Here is a 13,588-nt window from a genome sequence, read left to right on the forward strand (position 1 = left end):
ATTTGCATGTGCTGAACTATGCCGCATCCCGGATCGCGCAGACCTTCATCGTCCTGCTCGTGATCAGTTTCATCGCCTTCCTGTTGGTCGCCAATATCGGTGACCCGCTGACGGCCCTTCTGTCGGCCGACGCGACTGTGACGGAGCGCATGGAACTGATCGCGCGCCTCGGCCTCGACCAGCCGATCGGCACGCGTTTCCTGCATTTCCTCGGAAACCTGCTGCAGGGCGATTTCGGCCTCTCCTACCGTACTCAGGATCCGGTTGCAAAACTGATCATCGAACGCATGCCGGCGACGATCGAACTGGCTTTCGTCAGCCTGCTGATCACCATCCTGGTCGGCGTGCCGGCCGGCATCTATTGCGGGGTCAATCCGCACTCGCTGTTCGGCCGCTTCATCATGCTGATCTCGACAGCCGGCATCACGCTGCCGAACTTCGTCGTGGGCCTGCTGCTGATCGCCGTCTTCTCGGTGCAGATGGGCCTGTTGCCGTCGTTCGGACGCGGAACGGTCACCAATCTGGGCTTCTGGAGCACGGGCCTTCTTTCCGTCTCCGGCTGGCGGGCGATCATCCTGCCGGCGGCGACGCTCTCCACCTTTCAGGTCGCCTTCGTTATCCGCATGCTGCGCACCCAGCTTATGGAAGTCGGCCAGAGCGAGCACATCCGCTTCGCCCGTGCCCGCGGCCTGTCGGAAGCCCGCATCTGGTATGTCTATGCGATCAAGAACACGCTCCTGCCGGTCATCACCATGCTCGGTCTGCAGCTCGGCAACATCATCGCCTTTTCGGTGGTGAGCGAAAACGTCTTCGCCTGGCCGGGCCTCGGCTCGCTATTCCTGCAATCGATCCAGGCGGCGGACATCCCGGTCATCGCCATCTACCTGATCTTCGTCGGCCTGGTCTTCATGGTCATCAATCTCGTCGTAGAACTGCTCTATCCGCTGATCGACGCCCGCGTGTTGAGGAGGCAATCATGACGACCGTCGTCAACGCTCCTTCGGCTCCCGCCGCGCGTCGCAGCCGCTTTGCCAACCTTCGGCGCGCCATGCTGAAGGCACCCGGTGCCACGCTTTGCGCCGTGATCATCCTCGCGATGTTCCTCTATGCGTTCATCACGCCGCTTGTCTCGCAGAACCCGTTCGAGTTCGCCGGCATGTCGGTGCTCGACAGCTTCATCCCGCCTATGTGGATGACCGATGGCGTGCCGGATTTCCCGCTCGGCACCGACGACCAAGGGCGCAATCTCCTGACCGCCATGGCCTATGGCATGCGCACCTCGATCATCGTCGGCTTCCTGTCCGTCATCATCGGCCTCCTGCTCGGCGGCAGTCTCGGCCTGGTCGCCGGCTTCGTCGGCGGCAGGGTGGATGCCTTCATCATGCGGCTTGCCGATGTGCAGCTCGCCTATCCCGCCCTGCTGCTCGCGATGATCATCGATGGCGCTGCCCGTGCCGCACTTGGCGCCGAACGCAGCGTTGCGACCGCCATCACCATCGTGGTTCTCTCGATCGGCATCGCCTTCTGGGTCCAGTATGCCCGCACCATCCGCTCCTCCGTGATGATCGAGCGCGACCAGGACTACGTCTCGGCCGCCCGCATCACCGGGCGCGGCAACCTTTCGATCATCGTGCTGCACATCCTGCCGAACGTCATGGCGCCGGTGCTCGTCATCGCCACCATCAATCTCGGCATCGCCATCATCACCGAGGCGACCCTGAGCTTCCTTGGCATCGGCATCCCGGTCACCTCCCCCTCGCTCGGCACGCTGATCCGCAACGGCAACAATTTCCTGCAATCCGGCGAATGGTGGATTTCCGTCTGGCCCTGCCTCGTGCTCGTCCTATTCGTCGTCTCGGTCAACATCCTTGGCGATCACCTGCGCGACGTCTACAATCCGAGACTGAAGGGCCGCTCATGACCACGCCGCTTCTCGACGTCCGCGACCTGACCGTCACCATCAACCGGGATGCCGGCGTGGTCACCGCGCTCGATAAGGTTTCCTTTTTCGTGAACCCGGGCGAAGTGCTTGGCATCGTCGGCGAATCCGGCGCCGGAAAATCGATTACCGGTGCGGCGATCATCGACCTCCTCGTGGCGCCCCTGAAGCGCACCGGCGGCACGATCACGCTGGCTGGCGAACGGCTCGATACGCTTTCGCCGAAGGCCATGCGTGCGGTGCGCGGCGGCAGGATCGGTTTCATCTTCCAGGACCCGATGACCAGCCTCAATCCGGTCATCACCATTGGCCGGCAGCTCTGCGACACGATCGAGGCACACCTGAAGACCGGCGGCGACAAGGCGAAGAAAATGGCCCTCGAATGGATCGAGCGGGTCGGCCTGCCGAACCCGGATGTACAGTTCAAACGCTACCCTCACCAGCTTTCCGGCGGCATGCGGCAGCGTATCGTCATCGCGCTGGCGCTCTGCGCCAATCCGGCGCTTGTCATCGCCGACGAACCGACCACCGCGCTCGACGTCTCGGTCCAGGCGCATATCCTGCAGCTGATGCGAGACCTGCATCGCGAGAGCAAGACCAGCATGATGCTGATCACCCACGACCTCGGCGTTATAGCCAAGATGGCGGACCGCGTGGCTGTGCTTTACGCCGGCCGCGTCGCCGAGATCAGCCCGGTCGGCGAACTCTTCAATGCACCGAGACATCCCTATACCCGCGGCCTGATCCGCGCGACGCCGATGCCTTTTGCAAACGGCGAGGTGCGCCTCGACCAGATCCCCGGCGCCATGCCGGGTCTCGGCAAGACGCCGCCCGGCTGCGCCTTCAATCCGCGCTGTTTCAAGGTGGAGGGCGATTGCCGCGCGGCCGTCCCGCCGCTGACATCAAGGGAAAGCTCCGCGTTTTCCTGTTTCCACCCGCTGGAAAAGGAGATTGCATGAGCGCCGGGGATTTCCTCACCCTCGACCACGTCAGCAAGGTCTATCGCCGCAATCAGGGTTTTCTGGAACGATTGAAGAAGACCGACGCCGGCGGCACGAGGGCGGTCAGCGACGTCAGCCTGACGGTGCGCCACGGCGAGACCGTCGGCCTCGTCGGCGAAAGCGGTTGCGGCAAGTCCACGCTTGCCCGCCTCGTTTCCGGCCTGATGGCACCGACTTCGGGCGAGATTTCCTTCCGAAAAGATGCCGCGGGCAAGGCACCCCGCCTGCAGATGATCTTCCAGGACCCCTATTCTTCGCTCAACGGCCGCTGGACGATCGAAGATATCATTGCCGAGCCGATCAAGGTGCACAGGCTGCGCCAAGGGAAGGCCGCAATCCGTGCCCGCGTCGATGAACTGCTTGTCCAGGTCGGTCTCTCGCCGGCCGATGCGGAAAAATACCCGCAGGAGTTTTCCGGAGGGCAGCGTCAGCGCATCTGCATCGCCCGCGCCTTGGCCGGTGAGCCGGAATTCCTGATCCTCGACGAGCCAACCTCGGCGCTCGACGTTTCGGTGCAGGCGCAGATCCTCAACCTGCTGCGCGACCTGCAGAAGAACCTGCACCTGACGAGCCTGTTCATCACCCACAATCTTTCCGTCGTGCGGATCATGGCCGACCGGATCGGCGTCATGTATCTCGGCGAACTGGTCGAGGAAGCGCCTTCGGAAGAACTTTTCCGCCGACCGCGCCATCCCTATACTCGCCTGCTGATCGATGCGGCGCCGGACATGGATACCAGCGACCGCTCCCTGCATCCGATCGCCGGCGAACTGCCGAACCCCGCCTTCCCGCCCTCAGGCTGTCGTTTCCACACCCGTTGTCCTTTCGCCAAGGACATATGCCGCAATACGGTGCCGCCGCAGAAGACGACCGAAGCGGACGGTCTGTACCGCTGCCATTTCGACCTCGACCTGTCGAATGCCTCGATCGTACCACCGTCCGCCAACGTGAAAACCGCCTGAACTTGTAGGATGCTCCGATGACCACAGCCCCCTCCCGCCAGGCGACGATCGACAAGGCCGTGGGTTATCTGGACGACGGCTCGTTCGAAACCACGCTGCGCAAACGCATCTCCATACCCTCCGCCAGCCGCGTGGCGGCCAACAAGCCTGATCTCTGGCGCTATATCGCCGAGGACATGCAGCCCTTCTTCGAGCAACTGGGCTTTACCACCAAAATCTACGAAAACGAACTGGCGCCCGGGCCCTTTCTGATCGCCGAGCGGATCGAGGACCCCGCCTACACGACCGTCCTGCAATACGGCCATGGTGATGTGGTCGCCGGCCTGGAAGGACAGTGGGAGGAAGGCCTTTCGCCTTTCGAAATGGTGGGGAAAAACGGCGCCTGGTACGGTCGCGGCACCGCCGACAACAAGGGTCAGCACGCGGTGAATCTCGCGGCGATCGAAGCCCTGCTGGCCGTCAAAGGCTCGCTCGGCTTCAATCTCAAATACCTGATCGAGATGGGCGAGGAATCCGGTTCCCTCGGCCTTGAGGAAATGTGCGCCGCTCACAGGAACGAATTGGAAGCGGACGTCTTTATTGCATCGGACGGGCCGCGGCTCGCGCTGGAGCGGCCGACTATCTTCCTTGGCGCCCGTGGCGGCATGTCATTCCATCTGGAGATCAATGCTCGCGAAAGCTTTCAGCATTCCGGAAACTGGGGCGGCATCCTTTCCAATCCCGGCATCGAACTCTGCCATGCGATCACCGCGCTGGTCGGCCGCACCGGCCAGATCAGGGTGCCGGAAATGACGCCGGGCTCGATCCCGGAAAATGTCCGCGCCGCGCTGAAGGATTGCCACATCACGCCCGCCGCGGGCGATCCACCGATCGAACCCTGGTGGGGTGAACCAGGCCTTTCGCCGGAAGAAAAGGTCTTCGCCTGGAGCTCCTTCGAGGTCATGGAAATGGAATGCGGCAACCTCGACCAGCCGCTCTATGCCATCCCGCCGAAGGCTCGTGCCCGCGTGCAGTTGCGTTTCCCGGTCGGCGTCGATCCCGACGCCGTCGTTCCCGCCGTGCGCAGAGCTTTGAAGGACGCAGGTTATGACCGCGTCGTGGTGAAGGACCCGACCGACGCGATCTTCCTCGCAAGCCGCCTTGACCCCGACCATCCCTGGGTCAAGCGCATCGTTGCCTCGATCGAGAAGACGCTGGGCACCCCGCCGGCCATCCTGCCGAACCTCGGAGGTTCGCTGCCGAACAACATCTTCTCCGACCTGCTCGGCCTGCCGACGATCTGGATCCCCCATTCCTATCCGGGCTGCCTGCAGCATGCGCCGAACGAACATCTGCCGATTTCGATCGTTCGTGAAGGACTGGCGATGATGGCTGGTCTTTATTGGGACATCGGCGAACGACAAGCTGAATTCGGCACAAACCATTTCGGCGCCTGAATTAGAAACTGACCGGCCTTGGATCCATGGCAACCGGGTGACCGCCCTCAATCTTATAGAGCCCAAGCTTCCGCTCCAGCGCGCCGTCCTTGGTGAAGCGGAACAGTCCGGTGACGCCCCGGAAACCGGTTTTGTTGGTCAGCGCTTCGGCCGTGAGTGCCGCAGGCCCCTTGCCTCGCATGATCCCGGCGGCAACGGCGATACTGTCGTAGCCATGGGCCGCATGGATCGAAAGGGGACGATGGTTGTAGCGGCCGTACCGCTCGCCGATCAGTCCGAAGCCCTCCGGGTCGAAAGCAGCGACGATCACATCTGCTGCGGCGGGATCAGCATAAATCGCGTGCGGCCAGCTGCTCGTCCCGACCACGGCAAGCCGCGCATATGAAGTTCGTAGACCTTTCAGGGCCGTTCCGACATCCGCACCCTCTCCCATGAGGATGGCAGCGCCGGCATTATCGAAAAGACTTTTGTTGCGGACGAGAATATCGGCAACCGCAGCCGCCGATGGATCGTAGCGAGCCACACCGGTAACCGCGCCGCCGGTCTGCGCGACCATCCGCTTCAGTCGCTCCTCGTCTTGGCCGGGAAAACTGGCCGGCGCCAGCACGGCGATCTTCTTGTGCCCGGAGGAGATCGCCGACCGCGCACCTTTGACGGCGCTCGATACCTCGTCCATGCCGAAATTGAAGACTTGCGGGCCGAACACGGGCTGCGAGAGATTGAGGAGCGGCGCTCGCTGATCGACGGGAATGGCCGCGATCGCCGCGGTGGTCGCTTCCGGCGCAAAACTGACGATGAGGACTGAACCGCGCCCTTTCGCTGCCGCGATGGCAGGTGCCACCGCTGCAGGGCCGGCCGAGATATCTATAATCTTGACCTTCATGATCGCCGTCTCGTCGAGCTCGCCGATCGCCAGCGCTGCGCCATCCCGGATATCGCGTGCGGCTCCTTCGTAAAAACCGTTTCGCGCCTTCGGCAGAAGCAGCGTGATCTCGGAATTGCCGCGCCCGAACGTCTCCTCGACCAGCGATGGCGGCGGTTTGAGCGGCTTTTCCTTCGGGGCGCTCTCCAGAACCTGCTCGGACTGACAGCCGGAAAGGCAGCCGATCACAAGCAGGCCGAGACACCGGGCCCGAACCCGCCACCAGACGGTACGAACACGACGCAACGTCGGGAAACCAGAAGCCATCACGGAGAGCTGCAAGCTGAAAAAGTCCTTGGGCAGATGCATGGACCATTCGATGGTCTTCTGATTGAAGGTCATGTTAACGCGGGCGAAATCTCTTCACAAGCGTTTCCGCCAAAGCTAAAATTTTACGCGATTTTTCTCAAAGAATTTATCCGAAGCTTATTCATATATAAAAACTGGAAATTCAGGTCCATTTGCTAGTCTTCCCGTAATATGGGAGACCAGACATGGGAAATAACAACAACAAAATGAAAGCCATGTTCTTTGGCGCCATGTTTTTTTCGGCGATTTCTTCTGCTGCGCATTCAGCACCTTTCCTGGTCCCGAAACCGCAGATCAATACTGAAATGAAGACCTCAATCCTGGAAAGCCCCGTCCTGAGATATTTTCCCCAGCCGCTCCCGCTGTTTGCCGCCCTGTCGGCAGACGGTTTGAGGGTCGTGACGAAATCCTCAATCTTTGCAAGTTTCCAAACCACCCTTGCTTCGCCTGCACCGAAGCCACAGAACTTGGTCGAGGTCGCGTTGCGGCCCGCCGACCCTTCTGCGTCGATCCGCACGGCCCCCGCACCTGGCGGCGCGGTATTCGATACCGTTGCCATTCCGATAAAGCGTCTCGGCGCGCTCAGAAAACTGGCCTCAGCCATCGAGCAGATGGAAAACGGTTCCGCCATTACCTGCAGCGGCAGGACCTGCATCCAGACCGCAGCCGCCATCCGTCTCGTAAGTGCGAAGACTTCGCAATCGTCCATTCGCGACAAGCTCAACGCGGTGAATGCGGCGGTCAACCAGTCCATCCGTTATCGCGCCGATCAGGACGCTGACCGGTGGAGCACTCCGCAGGAAACGCTCGCCCTGCAGCAGGGCGACTGCGAGGACTTCGCCATCCTCAAGATGGCGGCCCTGCGCGCCGAAGGCGTCGATCCCGGTAGCATGTCCATCGTCATCCTGTTCGACCAGAAACGCCGCTTCTACCACGCGGTCCTTTCCGTCGAAGTTGGCGGCAGGTATTTCATCCTCGACAACATGCGCAACCAAGTCCTTGAGGACACCCAGCTTCCCGACTACCAGCCGCTCTATTCGATCAGGGGCGGCAAGGGCTTCCTGCATGGCTCGCGCCGCAAGGGCCAATCCCTCGCATCGGCCATGCCGCTCGAAAAGATCGCACCCGGTGAGGGCGCGAGCTTTTGACGCCTTCAGCCAATGCCGTCCGTGAAGGGACAGATATCAGTACCGCGAGACATAACCGATCAGCATCGGCTTCTCATGCGCCGGCGCCAGCGCCAGATTGATCTGCCCTTTAAGGACCTGCCGGCCCCATGAAATCGCAAAGCCCGTATTCAGGGTCTTGCCGCGATGGAGCTGCAGTGTCTCCATTGCATCGTCGATCTGGGTCTCGATCGAGAATTTCAAACTCCTCAGAAGCTGCGATGTGTCTTCGGACACCAGCCGTTGCCGCAGCATGGTGAGAAACGGCTCGTTGAACAGCCGGATCCGCTTGTCGCGGGTGAGCACGATCGTCGGCGAAGGCGACGCCTGGACGAGCGCGTTGAGATTCTCGAACGAGGAAATGTCCTCGACGGTCGCCAGTCGCCCGAGCGCCCATTTGAGGCTCAGCACACGTAGCAGCGACGTGAGATTGCCGCCCTCGGGAAGCTGGGTCGCGGCATATTGGACGAGGTCGCCGGTGGTCACTTTGCCCGATGCGGACATGCGGCCAAGCCCCTCCCAGTAGATCCTCTCCAACCGGATACCCCGCCGCTCGCCGTTGCGGGCGACGACTGCGCGAAATCGCGGTTCGACTTCGTCCTTGGCGATCGCCGGGAGCGGCTCGCCCGCCGGTTCAACGATAGAGATCGGAAGAGGGTCCGGTTTCATCCGCCCGCCCCTCAACGCTCGGTCAGCGCGTCGGAGCGCGCCCGGTTGATCGGCTTCATGAGATAGCTGAGGACTGTCTTGCGGCCCGTCATGATCTCTGCGGACGCGATCATGCCCGGAATGATCGGATAAGCCTTGCCGTCGCGCTCCAGCTCGGATTTGCCCGTCTTGACCTGGACGAGGTAATAGGTTTCGCCCTTTTCCTTCTCCACGATGCTGTCGGCCGAGACATTGGTCACCTCGCCTTCGAGGCCGCCGAATATGGCAAAATCGTAAGCCGTGATCTTGACGATCGCCGGCTGCCCACGGCGGACGAATGCGACATCGCGAGGCGATATCCGCGCCTCGATCAGCAGCGTATCGGCGGTCGGCACAATGCCCGCAACGACACGGCCCGGATCGACATAGGCGCCGATGGTATTGACTTCCAGCGTGTTGACGATGCCGTCGACCGGCGAACGGATGTCCGTCCGCTTGACGCGGTCGGAGGCGCCCCGGATGGTTTCGTCGATGACCGAGAGCTCGGAAAGCGCCTGGGCCTTGTCGGTCAGGGCCTGTTGCCGGATCGCCAGCGAAATTTCGCCGACCTGCAGCTTCGCCTCCGCTACGGCGCCCCGGAGCCGCTCCAGGCTCTCCTGATAGACCTTCAATTGGCCCTGCTGGTCCGTCAACTGGCTTTCGACCGTCAGAAGCTGGGTCTGCGCGACCAGCCCTTTTTGAGCCAGGGGACCGTAAAGGTCGTGCTGCTTCGTCGACGCGGCGATATTCTTCTGCAGACGCTCGATATTGGCATTCGCCTCGCTGAGCTCGTTCTGACGCTGTTTCACGCGCTCCCGGAGTACGTTGAGCTTGTTCTGGTAGCTCTCGCGGTTCACCGCAAACAGGCGCTCCTCGTTGTCGCAGACATTCTTCGCGACGGCCATCACCTCCTGCGGACAAGCGAACGGCTGATCGTATTCGCCTTTCTCCTCCATCTGCAGACGGGCTATCTTGGCACCAAGCGCTCTCGCCTTGGCGACCGATTCCCCCAGCGTGGACTCGGTCGTGGTATTGTTGAGCTGTACGATCAGATCGCCCTTGCGCACGATCTGCCCCACCTGGACCGCGATTTCCTGGACGATGCCCGCTTCCGACGACTGGATGATCTGCGTCTTTGAGACCGGGATGACCTTGCCCTCGCCGCGGGCAATCTCGTCGATTTCCGCGATCGCCGCCCAGGCGATGAACGTCACCATGCAGGCCGCGACGAGACCGACGAGGATCCGTGCGAAGAAAGGCGGATTGTCGTGAATATTCCGGCTCACGGCTTCCCTCCCTTCTGCATCGCCTCGATCACCGTTGCCTTCGGTCCGTCCGCGATGATGCGCCCCTTGTCGATGACGACGAGCCGGTCCACCAGGTCCAGCATGCTGTAACGGTGGGTCGCGATGATCAATGTGGTGTCGCGGCTGAATGCGGTCGAAAGCTTGCTGAGGAGATGACGCTCGCTGGCCAGGTCCATGGCGCCCGACGGTTCGTCGAGGAAAACGATCTTCGGCTTGGTCAACAGCAGGCGAGCGATCGCCAGCGCCTGCCTCTGACCGGCCGAGAGATTGTTGCCGCGCTCGCCGACCGGCATGTCGAAACCGCGCGGATGATTGGCGACGAACTCTTCGACGCCGGTCATGCGCGCCACATCCAGCAATTCCTCGTCCGTCGCGTCGGCCCGGCCGATCAGCAGGTTCTCCTTGACCGTGCCTGAAAACAGGTCAGAGGACTGCCCCGCAATGGCGACGGCGGCGCGAACCTCCGCCATGTGATATTGACGAATATCCACGCCGTCGATCAGCACCCGGCCCTCGCTCGGCAGGAACAGGCCGTCGAGAAGGCGCCCGAGCGTCGTCTTGCCGGACCCGATACGCCCGATAATGCCGACCCGCTCTCCCGGAGCGACGGTCAGCGACAGCTGATTGATGACCCGGTAGTCCGAGCCAGGATATTGGAACGAGACGTTTTGGAAGCTGAACCCGCCATGAGCGATCTGACGGTTCACGAAACCCACCGTCGAAGGACGGTCTTCGGGCTGCTGCATGATCTGGTCGAGGATCCGGAGCGAAGACATCGCCTGCCGGAAGCGGGCGAGAGCCATGGCGATCTGCCCGAGAGGCGCCCCTGCACGACCTGCCAGCATCACCGTCGCGATGATCGCGCCCATCGCCAGGTGGCCTTCGGAAAACGCGTAGGTGCCGGCGATGACGATCAGCACGCTCACCATCTGCTGGACGAAGTTGGTCAGGTTCACCGCATTGGAGGATATATGCTTGATGTCCTCGCTCGTACGGCTCGAAAGTTTCATCAGTTCCTGCCAGCGGCGCAGCATTCCGGCTTCGGCACGAAGCGATTTCAGCGTCTCGATGGTGGAAATCGTTTCGACCAGAAGCGCCTGGCGCCGCGACGCCTCGTTGGTCGCGGCTGCCATGCGGTGACCGATCTTTGCCTGGGCATGGAGGCCGATCAGGACGGAGAGTAGAAGTGCGATCGCGGGAATGACCACAAGCCAGCCCGAGATCGCGTAGATGACGACCAGAAAGATGAAGACGAACGCCGTATCGATCAGAAGCCCGATCGTATTCGACGTGAAGAACTCCCGAACGAATTCGTACTGCGTCACACGGTTGGCATATTCGCCGGTCGACATTGGCCGCGACGCCATCGTGGCGTTCAGGACCTTGTCGAAAATCATCTGCGAAAGACGCAGGTCCGCGTTACGTCCCGCATAATCGATCAGCGATGACCGCGCAGTCTTCAGCAGGAAATCGAACACGTAAGCAAGCGTGATACCGATGGCAAGCACCCAGAGCGTCGGAAATGCCTTGTTCGGCAGAACCCGGTCATACACGTTCATGGTGAAGAGCGGCGAGGCCAGGGCGATGATGTTGATGAACAACGCGGCCATGACGACACGCAGATAGGTTCGCCAGTAGGGAACCAGTGCCCGCATCAGCCAGTGACGGCGCTCGATCTCGGTTGCCGCACCGACCCGCGCATCATCCGATGCATTCTGATAATAAAGCGTGAAGGCAAAGCCGAAACGCGGTTTCAGCGCAGCGATATCCTGCCGCGCCAGCTTTTGACGGCTGCCGGAAACCGCGGTCACATCGATGACGTAGTTCCCGTCCGCATCCTCTTCGAGCAAAGGCAGGACGCCGCCGTTTTCGAAGACGATGATCGCGGGACAGTCGAAATTGCCTTCCCGGCATTCGCGGTCCGTGCGGCGAATGACTTCCAGGCCGATGCGCTGCGCAAGATGCTCGACATCATCCAGCTCGAGGGATTCGGATATCTCGTCCGGCAGTCCGGAAAAGAGCACGATGTCCGAAGCAGGCCGGCCGTAGAAACCGGCAACGGACCTGAACGCTGTCTTGAACGTCTGGAACGGCGTTGTGGCTGCGGGGTCGAGCTTGACGTTGAGCATCTTATCCTAGCCGATCCGCCGCTATCGGATGGGCGCCAGGAGATCCATGGGCATGTCAGCCTTTTGACGCGAGTCAAGCTCGACATAACCAGGATTCTTGACGCCTCCCGGGACCGCGAACTCATTTCGGGCATAAGTCTGTGCCTGGCCGACGGGCTTGAGCTTCATCGACTGAAGCAGAGTTCCCGAAGCTGCCAGGATCTTGTATTCGGCAAACAGAGCGGCGAACCGTGCGGTCTCGGCAAGAATGCTGGTGTTGAACCGGGTATTCTGGGCGTCGAGCACATCGAGAAGCGAGCGCTGGTTGACCTTGAACTGCTCACGGTACGAGCCGACCAGGCTGGCATTGGTCGAGGACTGCCGCCCGAGGATGGACGACAGCTCTCCCCTGCTGTTCCGCTCGTTCCAGGCGGAACGCACGGATTCCTCCACCTCGCGATGAACCTCTGCCAGATTGTAGCGCTGTTCGCTGGCGCGACGGATCTGCTCCTGCTCGCGCGCCTGGTCTATGCCGCCGCGATAGAGATTCCAGCGCGCAACGACGCGAACCTGCAGGTCGGTGGTCTTTCCCTGATCGGCATTGATATCGTCGCCGATCTGGGCCGTGCCCTGAAGATCGACCTTGGGCAGATAGCTCGAGCGGGCGCCGCGAACGCCGGCATCGGCTGCGTCGACATCGGCGTCCGCCGCGTGAATCTGCGGGCTGTTGGACTTGGCGATCACGATCGCGTCGTTCAACGTCTTCGGAATGTGGCGGGCGAGAGATGCCGGCATCTTGACTGTACCGATCGGCTCGCCCACCGTCTTCAGGAAGCGGATCTTGGTAAGTTCGAACTCTTCCTGGGCTTCCCGCAGGCGTGCCCGGGCAGCCTCCAGCCGCTCCCGGCCTTGCAGCCTGTCGGCATCCGTCAACGCGCCGCCGCGAATGCTCTCGCCGATGTCTCCGAGTATCTGATTGTGGAAGGCGACGTTCTGCTGGGCGATCGCAACGATCTTCGATTGCAGGATGTATTCCAGGTAATCCTGGGTGACTTGAAGACCGAGCGACTCCGAGCGCTCGACGACACGAAAGGACGCACCGTCCACCCTCGACGCCTGCTGATCGACCTGGGCGCGACGATTGCCGCCGTCAAACAACGTCTGAGTAATCGTCAGGCCGGCATCGGTCGGTGAGAAGGTTTCGTAATTGCGGCTCAGCGTACCGGTACTGCTGTTGGAAAGTCTTCTTCGGCCGACACCCGCTTCGAGATCTATCGAAGGAAGATAAAGTCCCCGCGCCTGCCTTAGTTCAAACTCGACGGCTTCGCGATTTTTCACGGCTTGCATGATCTGCGGGTTGGTCGTCAGAGTTTTGGCGACAGCCTCGTCAAGCGTCATCGCCTCTGCCGGCGAGACAAATACAAGCCCTGACAGTACCAAAGCCGAAATGGCGCCAAATATTCTTTTGTTCTTAAACAACTTGACGCCCCCCCGCCGATCAAATTCCAGCGCCGAGTCATATACGGACCGGATTTCGCTGAAAAGCAAATACCATTTTTGAAATTCTGTCCCAAGTCTGCTTCGAATATCTACGGTTAATTCTGATATTATGACCTACATCTATTTGTTTCTTAACCGAAAATTAAGGCACATCAGAAGAAGCGGCGATAGTCGCCGACCGCTGCGGCCGGCAAGGCGGGTACACATTTACCGCTTGTGTATCCGCCAAGACACAACAGCCTGTCACATTA

Annotated in this window: 12 protein-coding genes; 6 read left to right on the forward strand and 6 right to left on the reverse strand. The window is 61.2% G+C overall.

The window, feature by feature from the left end; translation table 11 throughout:
• Positions 1 to 8 precede the first annotated feature (8 nt).
• From DMO26_RS24475 to DMO26_RS24495, 5 genes are read left to right on the forward strand one after another with little or no spacing between them, the layout of a single operon-like run.
• Positions 9 to 980 carry an ABC transporter permease gene (locus DMO26_RS24475; RefSeq protein WP_117194785.1) on the forward strand — a complete coding sequence of 324 codons (972 nt, stop codon included), beginning with the start codon at positions 9 to 11 and terminating at the stop codon, positions 978 to 980.
• Positions 977 to 1,921 carry an ABC transporter permease gene (locus tag DMO26_RS24480; protein ID WP_117194786.1) on the forward strand — a complete coding sequence of 315 codons (945 nt, stop codon included), beginning with the start codon at positions 977 to 979 and terminating at the stop codon, positions 1,919 to 1,921. Before DMO26_RS24475 ends, DMO26_RS24480 begins: the two co-directional genes overlap by 4 nt.
• Complete coding sequence (locus DMO26_RS24485; RefSeq protein ID WP_117194787.1) at positions 1,918 to 2,898, forward strand: ABC transporter ATP-binding protein; 981 nt, start codon at positions 1,918 to 1,920, stop codon at positions 2,896 to 2,898. The genes DMO26_RS24480 and DMO26_RS24485 overlap by 4 nt, the downstream gene beginning before the upstream one ends.
• On the forward strand, positions 2,895 to 3,902 hold the full coding sequence (locus DMO26_RS24490; protein WP_117194788.1) for an ABC transporter ATP-binding protein: 1,008 nt from the start codon (positions 2,895 to 2,897) through the stop codon (positions 3,900 to 3,902). Before DMO26_RS24485 ends, DMO26_RS24490 begins: the two co-directional genes overlap by 4 nt.
• A 17-nt stretch (positions 3,903 to 3,919) precedes the next feature.
• A complete protein-coding gene (locus tag DMO26_RS24495; RefSeq protein WP_117194789.1) occupies positions 3,920 to 5,338 on the forward strand; it encodes a M20 family metallopeptidase in 1,419 nt (472 codons plus the stop codon).
• A 1-nt stretch (position 5,339) separates the two neighbouring features.
• Here DMO26_RS24495 and DMO26_RS24500 read toward each other — a convergent pair whose 3' ends face one another.
• Entirely contained in the window at positions 5,340 to 6,602 is a 1,263-nt protein-coding gene (locus DMO26_RS24500) for a type 1 periplasmic-binding domain-containing protein (protein WP_117194790.1), read from the reverse strand.
• A gap of 109 nt (positions 6,603 to 6,711) precedes the next feature.
• Positions 6,712 to 7,200, reverse strand: a complete 489-nt coding sequence (locus DMO26_RS34520; protein WP_226951409.1) for a hypothetical protein — start codon at positions 7,198 to 7,200, stop codon at positions 6,712 to 6,714.
• Between DMO26_RS34520 and DMO26_RS34525 the strand changes: the two genes are divergently transcribed.
• On the forward strand, positions 7,181 to 7,717 hold the full coding sequence (locus tag DMO26_RS34525; protein WP_226951410.1) for a transglutaminase-like cysteine peptidase: 537 nt from the start codon (positions 7,181 to 7,183) through the stop codon (positions 7,715 to 7,717). The genes DMO26_RS34520 and DMO26_RS34525 overlap by 20 nt on opposite strands.
• 36 nt (positions 7,718 to 7,753) lie before the next feature.
• Here the strand turns inward: DMO26_RS34525 and DMO26_RS24510 are convergent, their stop codons facing one another.
• The 4 genes from DMO26_RS24510 to DMO26_RS24525 are packed head-to-tail and all read right to left on the reverse strand — an operon-like array spanning position 7,754 to position 13,235.
• Positions 7,754 to 8,404 carry a ribbon-helix-helix domain-containing protein gene (locus DMO26_RS24510; protein ID WP_117194791.1) on the reverse strand — a complete coding sequence of 217 codons (651 nt, stop codon included), beginning with the start codon at positions 8,402 to 8,404 and terminating at the stop codon, positions 7,754 to 7,756.
• Positions 8,405 to 8,415: 11 nt separating this feature from the next.
• Entirely contained in the window at positions 8,416 to 9,708 is a 1,293-nt protein-coding gene (locus tag DMO26_RS24515; RefSeq protein ID WP_117194792.1) for an HlyD family type I secretion periplasmic adaptor subunit, read from the reverse strand.
• Positions 9,705 to 11,858 carry a type I secretion system permease/ATPase gene (locus DMO26_RS24520; RefSeq protein ID WP_117194793.1) on the reverse strand — a complete coding sequence of 718 codons (2,154 nt, stop codon included), beginning with the start codon at positions 11,856 to 11,858 and terminating at the stop codon, positions 9,705 to 9,707. Before DMO26_RS24520 ends, DMO26_RS24515 begins: the two co-directional genes overlap by 4 nt.
• A 21-nt stretch (positions 11,859 to 11,879) precedes the next feature.
• On the reverse strand, positions 11,880 to 13,235 hold the full coding sequence (locus DMO26_RS24525) for a TolC family outer membrane protein (RefSeq protein ID WP_117194794.1): 1,356 nt from the start codon (positions 13,233 to 13,235) through the stop codon (positions 11,880 to 11,882).
• Positions 13,236 to 13,588: the final 353 nt, after the last annotated feature.

The organism is Rhizobium terrae (assembly GCF_003425685.1).
GTDB classification, from domain to species: Bacteria; Pseudomonadota; Alphaproteobacteria; order Rhizobiales; family Rhizobiaceae; genus Neorhizobium; species Neorhizobium terrae.

Coding starts and splice junctions, on each gene's coding strand:
- DMO26_RS24480 (WP_117194786.1), top strand. CDS start 977: ATGACGACCGTCGTCAACGCTCCTTCGGCTCCCGCCGCGCGTCGCAGC.
- DMO26_RS24485 (WP_117194787.1), top strand. CDS start 1,918: ATGACCACGCCGCTTCTCGACGTCCGCGACCTGACCGTCACCATCAAC.
- DMO26_RS24490 (WP_117194788.1), top strand. CDS start 2,895: ATGAGCGCCGGGGATTTCCTCACCCTCGACCACGTCAGCAAGGTCTAT.
- DMO26_RS24495 (WP_117194789.1), top strand. CDS start 3,920: ATGACCACAGCCCCCTCCCGCCAGGCGACGATCGACAAGGCCGTGGGT.
- DMO26_RS24500 (WP_117194790.1), bottom strand. CDS start 6,602: ATGACCTTCAATCAGAAGACCATCGAATGGTCCATGCATCTGCCCAAG.
- DMO26_RS34525 (WP_226951410.1), top strand. CDS start 7,181: ATGGAAAACGGTTCCGCCATTACCTGCAGCGGCAGGACCTGCATCCAG.
- DMO26_RS34520 (WP_226951409.1), bottom strand. CDS start 7,200: ATGGCGGAACCGTTTTCCATCTGCTCGATGGCTGAGGCCAGTTTTCTG.
- DMO26_RS24510 (WP_117194791.1), bottom strand. CDS start 8,404: ATGAAACCGGACCCTCTTCCGATCTCTATCGTTGAACCGGCGGGCGAG.
- DMO26_RS24520 (WP_117194793.1), bottom strand. CDS start 11,858: ATGCTCAACGTCAAGCTCGACCCCGCAGCCACAACGCCGTTCCAGACG.
- DMO26_RS24525 (WP_117194794.1), bottom strand. CDS start 13,235: ATGACGCTTGACGAGGCTGTCGCCAAAACTCTGACGACCAACCCGCAG.